We start from the raw sequence: 4520 nt of genomic DNA, 5'->3' as shown, positions 1-4520 counted from the left end.
TCAAGCCCACGTTCCCTGGCCATCTCTTCAAGGTCGCGGTCGCTCAGTTTATAGGAAAGATACCAGCGGACATGAAGCATGATGATCTGGCGCTCAAAACAATGTCCTTTGGTGTCAAAAAGCATGAGCCGGCCTCCCGAGGTTTCCTCGAGAATACCACCGACTTACCCAGGCGCAACAGAACCAAAATATCCCTCCCTTTGGAACAGGCTGGCAAAATCAGCAACCCTTCTGGAATTACCCTTTATGAGAAGGCCGGACATGGTTGGACCAAGACTGCCGAGTTTCCGTTCTCGGGATACGATGCAAAATACAAACTGCTCCTCTTCAACGGAGAGCTGAAGCTCTCTCAATCAGATCAACCTTTCGCCCTGCATGTTACAGCCGTCCATTGCCATCAGACGGGGCGAGGCCTCTGTGTTATCGACCATTTTCAAGGCGTTGTGGGACGGAATGCGAAAGCAAAGACCGACAACCTTGCTTTTTCTCTAATAGCGAGTGATCCAAAAACATACAACCAATAGCGAGCACGCCCATGCTCGCCAATATCTATCCAGGGCTTTGGTTGTTTGAGCATAGTGGCGTCAGTCCAGCCTAAGGGCACATCGATTTTTGAGAAAAAAATCTGAATTGATGACTGAATTTGAAGCAAAAAATCATCTTCACCGTTAAGTCAAGCGTAACATCGATTTTAAGGAGGACTTATGAAATCGTTATGGCTCATGATCGCCCTGGCCAGTGTCGCTTCCGTTCCAACTTTCGCACGTGCTGCTATCAAACCCCACGCCCCTGTTTTGCAATGTAACGATGCCGACCACGCGCGCGGCAGCTGCGTAATTCTGCCATTGGGCGGCCAAGCTGTTGAGGTTGCTAATCTCCGTTTGCTCTTCGTTGACCTGGAAGATAACCGTTGTCCTTTGGATGTCGACTGTTTCTGGGCCGGTTACGTAAACACGACTCTTGTTGTGGAGAGCCCGAAACTTGGTATCCCGCTCCAGTACGTTGAGTTGAGTCTCGATCCTCGTGAGGAGCTGTCGCATGTGTGGGTCAATGACGCCGCAGGTCTCACAGTGATTCTCGAAGATGTCTCGCGCACAGAAAGTGCCGAAAACGCTAGCGTCTCGCACCGCGGGGCCAAGGTCATCGTTGGTAGAAACCTCAGCCCCAGTCCCAATCTTTGAGTTCCTGGAGGTCCCCGACGCCAACGGGAGCCTCTTCCCGCAGATAGAGCCGCTTTTGATGGACTGACGTATTTCATCAACGACGCTGAAATCTCATGTAGATAGGCAATCGCGTAGTCAGTCCGGGGCAGGTCGCCCCGGGATTGGGAGACTGGTTTTGGATACCCGATGGCCTACTGGAGCGACCAGTGGGTCTTCTCACCCTGGAGCCCCTGCAGAAAGAGTCAATTATTCGCCGAAGCTGCAGTAATGATTGCCTGACCAACTTTCTTAAGCAAAGCATCATCGTCGGCGGCGTAGTCAGGCTGAAATTTTGCCCAGAAGCGACTCTTTTTCATGCGATCTCCTTGCTTGTGCTTAGTGGCACAGGAGATTCAACTAATCAATGGAAGAAAATGGCGGGGAACCCTCGTAGCGGCCAGGATTTACTCTCTGACTTTCCTAATTTACTCGATGCAAAAGAAAAGGCGCCAAAATAGAGAAAAGTGCAAAAGTTCCAACCCAACTGCCGACCTAGACTTTTTGTAGTGATTTTATCGAAGTTTTTCCCGAATGGTCTGGCTTCAATCCTCCCGATCGAATTCCAAATATAGAAGGTTTGGAATGTTTTCATTCAACCGACTTAGTTTCACAACTTCCCGCGTCAGAAGATTTATTTGCTCTTGTTGTGCGCTACACAGGCACCGCCGTAGAAGCTTGACTCTTCCGTATTTTCCCAACAGGCAGCCGTAGGTTTTCACTGCCGCGTTTGGATCGCGAGAATTCTGAATGATGGTATCGACAATTATGCGGTTGAGATGAAACAGATACTGCGCATTAATGATAACGTTGTGTGAAGTTCTCAAAATGGAATCTCCCAGGAATGTTTCAGGCTTTGCAAAGGCGAAAGAATTGGGCATAAGTTCAATCGCCACTTATTGAATACCTCTCCAAACGAAAACTTAGCTTCTTAAGAAAGCTTTCGCACGAGTCCCAATTTTGTGACATGCTGACAAGTACACGAAGAAGATAAAGTGGCATGATTGTTTTAGAGAAAAATCGATGGGTTAAAGCCATTAATAACCGCCTCTCCATCCAAAGCTGCCAGGGCGTAAACGAGTTTTGAAAGGTGATCAATATTGACTAGCTTGTTGAGAACTGCCTGAAAGCCTGCTTCCATCGACATCGCTTGACAGTGCAGGACTGCAAAGGCGGAAACAGCAATGGCTGGCGTTTTTTTAAGCGTGTTTGCCTCAAGCTCTTTTCTAATAATTCGGAGAAGATCGAATCCTGTTTTATCAGGCATGGCGAGGTCGCTAACAATGACAGTCGGACTAAATTTTTTTATCATGTCTATTGCTGCAATTACAGAGTCAGCAGACTCAACCATTGCACCTCGCCGCTTTAACAGCCACGTAACGCAGAGCCTGACATCAGGCATATCGTCCACAACCAGTACTTTGATTCCTGATAATGGCGCGGGTCCGTCGGGCATTTTTTTCGAATATCCTTCGAGTTGCATAGATTCAATCTCCCATCTTTTGGCTGCAAAATACCTTCTCTAGGGGCTTTTTTCCATGATACAGATGGAGGAAAGTGAACCTTTATTATAGATAAATGGGCTCCGAACCGAGTAGAGGTTGATGCCGAAGAAACGTTTGTTCACTGGATGGATGAATATGGATTTAATTGAGTTCTTGAGGTTGAGGCACATTTTTGCAGCGACGTGCTTCGACGGATATAGCCTCAAATTTGTGTTACAAGGTTTTTTCGACTTTCACCATGCTTTCAGCGTTGCCTTCGGCTATGACGTTTTTTCGGACACAATCAGGGCTCTCAGGAAAAAAGCAACCTAAGAAAACTTAAAATCAATGCCTTCAAAAATCGCTGCAATGTTACGGCAGGCTTGGCTGTACAGTCCAGCCTGCCACCATTTCTTTTTGTTATAATGCAATTTGTCCCTACTGACTGCCAATGTTTTACCCCAACCAATTGCCTGGCTGGGGTATTTTGCGAGGGACTGGAGCATTTTTCTTTATACGGGCGCAGATGGCGGATCTCTTGCCACCTCTCCCTTTGCATTCACCATCCCGGAGCAAGCACCCGGTAGGGCTGATCCGTGCTCGAAAATCGATCGCACTACCGCATTTGCTAACGACTCTGATAAAATATTTTGAACATCAAACAAGGCGGCCAATTTCAATGAATGTCCTTTTTGTTGATGACGATCAGGAAATACTTTTCTTGTACAGGGATATTTTTCAGTTTGCTTTTCCTGAAACCATAATCGCGTTCGCCACTGACGGAGAAAAGGCTCTCAACTTGTGCAGGGATCTTCAGCTCTCCTTGATTATTGTTGATCTTATTATGCCTCATATGGATGGCGCTACTTTCATAAAAAAACTAAGATCCGGACAAACGAAAAACAGGTCCACTCCTGTTGTACTGGTGTCTGGATTGGTTCCTGAAGCCAACGATGCGGCGCTACAGGCTCAAGGAGTCAATAAAATTCAAAAACCTCTGGATATCGCCCAGTTGATCGAACTCTGTTCGAACTTAACAGGATGTAAACCAGCTTCAAATTGAGCTGGCAAAACAAGGACCTTCATCATGATATCTTGGTTTATGGTGTGCGCTATCCGGATCTTTGAAATACCTAAAGATACTCCAGAAGAAATATCTGCTGATGCCTTCACCGCTTGATCTGAAAAATTCCACAAACGTTTTTTATGTCTTTCCATCCTCCGCGGATAAGGCATCGAAGACTCCATCTCGGACTGCCCAAAAAACTGTTATCGCTTTATGAGCACCAGAAATTGATTTCTGATTTGCCGCTTCACGGGATTTTCTGACTATTCACTCGGTTGTGTTTGTCCCTCACTTCCTGGCCATTTCCCGGTCCCAATTCCTATGACGCCTTTTTTCGTGACTTCGACATAGCCCCATTCATCTGAGTAAACCAGTTGAGTTGCCGGGCCTTCTTCTTCATGGGGACAATTGTCAGCTTCTCCCGTATTCATTGCCACCTCCCGGACAGAATTCTTGCATTTCTGATCACACGCTACAAGTGATGTGGCGTCTATAGTGGCCTATGCGATCGCCCTTACCCAGCTTGAATCGTCCCATAAAAGACAGGCAATGTGTCCTTAACGTATCCTTGAGGACTGTCCTTAAAAGTTGAGGTCTGTCCTTAAGGTCTCCTTAAGGATTATCCTTAATCTTGCACGAGGTGCGACGGGCGTTGGTGAATACGAACAGGTGACCCGAAAAGGGGTCCTGCTTCAGGATCTCCTTCACCTTGTTGAACAGCGTATCATACGAGGCACGCATATCGGTCGGGCCCTTCGCCATGAAGATGTT

At 47.0% G+C, this 4520-nt stretch carries 5 protein-coding genes and 1 pseudogene; 3 read left to right on the top strand and 3 right to left on the bottom strand.

Annotated elements, in window-relative coordinates:
• Positions 1 to 125: pseudogene (locus VE954_RS26150) on the bottom strand (IS6 family transposase); the annotation flags it as partial.
• Between the two features lie 75 nt (positions 126 to 200).
• Between VE954_RS26150 and VE954_RS26145 the strand changes: the two are divergent.
• Together VE954_RS26145 and VE954_RS26140 are read left to right on the top strand one after the other, a co-directional pair.
• Complete coding sequence (locus VE954_RS26145; RefSeq protein WP_324958413.1) at positions 201 to 524, top strand: hypothetical protein; 324 nt, start codon at positions 201 to 203, stop codon at positions 522 to 524.
• A 180-nt stretch (positions 525 to 704) separates the two neighbouring features.
• A complete protein-coding gene (locus tag VE954_RS26140; RefSeq protein ID WP_324958411.1) occupies positions 705 to 1181 on the top strand; it encodes a hypothetical protein in 477 nt (158 codons plus the stop codon).
• Between the two features lie 1027 nt (positions 1182 to 2208).
• Here VE954_RS26140 and VE954_RS26135 read toward each other — a convergent pair.
• On the bottom strand, positions 2209 to 2682 hold the full coding sequence (locus tag VE954_RS26135) for a response regulator (protein ID WP_324958409.1): 474 nt from the start codon (positions 2680 to 2682) through the stop codon (positions 2209 to 2211).
• A gap of 452 nt (positions 2683 to 3134) precedes the next feature.
• On the opposite strand from VE954_RS26135, the gene VE954_RS26130 reads away from it, so the two are divergent.
• A complete protein-coding gene (locus tag VE954_RS26130) occupies positions 3135 to 3746 on the top strand; it encodes a response regulator (RefSeq protein WP_324958407.1) in 612 nt (203 codons plus the stop codon).
• 615 nt (positions 3747 to 4361) lie between these two features.
• On the opposite strand, the gene tnpB is transcribed toward VE954_RS26130, so the two are convergent.
• Positions 4362 to 4511: an IS66 family insertion sequence element accessory protein TnpB gene (gene tnpB, locus VE954_RS44420; RefSeq protein ID WP_414699032.1), complete on the bottom strand. Its 150-nt coding sequence runs from the start codon at positions 4509 to 4511 to the stop codon at positions 4362 to 4364.
• Positions 4512 to 4520: the final 9 nt, after the last annotated feature.

The organism is Oligoflexus sp., from assembly GCF_035638955.1.
Classification (GTDB): Bacteria; Bdellovibrionota_B; Oligoflexia; order Oligoflexales; family Oligoflexaceae; genus Oligoflexus.
This window is presented reverse-complemented; position numbering and strand designations above follow the sequence as displayed.

What these genes read in the sequence shown, in the direction of transcription:
- VE954_RS26140 (WP_324958411.1), top strand. Translation starts at nt 705, where the DNA reads ATGAAATCGTTATGGCTCATGATCGCCCTGGCCAGTGTCGCTTCCGTT.
- VE954_RS26135 (WP_324958409.1), bottom strand. Translation starts at nt 2,682, where the DNA reads ATGCAACTCGAAGGATATTCGAAAAAAATGCCCGACGGACCCGCGCCA.
- VE954_RS26130 (WP_324958407.1), top strand. Translation starts at nt 3,135, where the DNA reads ATGTTTTACCCCAACCAATTGCCTGGCTGGGGTATTTTGCGAGGGACT.
- tnpB (WP_414699032.1), bottom strand. Translation starts at nt 4,511, where the DNA reads ATGGCGAAGGGCCCGACCGATATGCGTGCCTCGTATGATACGCTGTTC.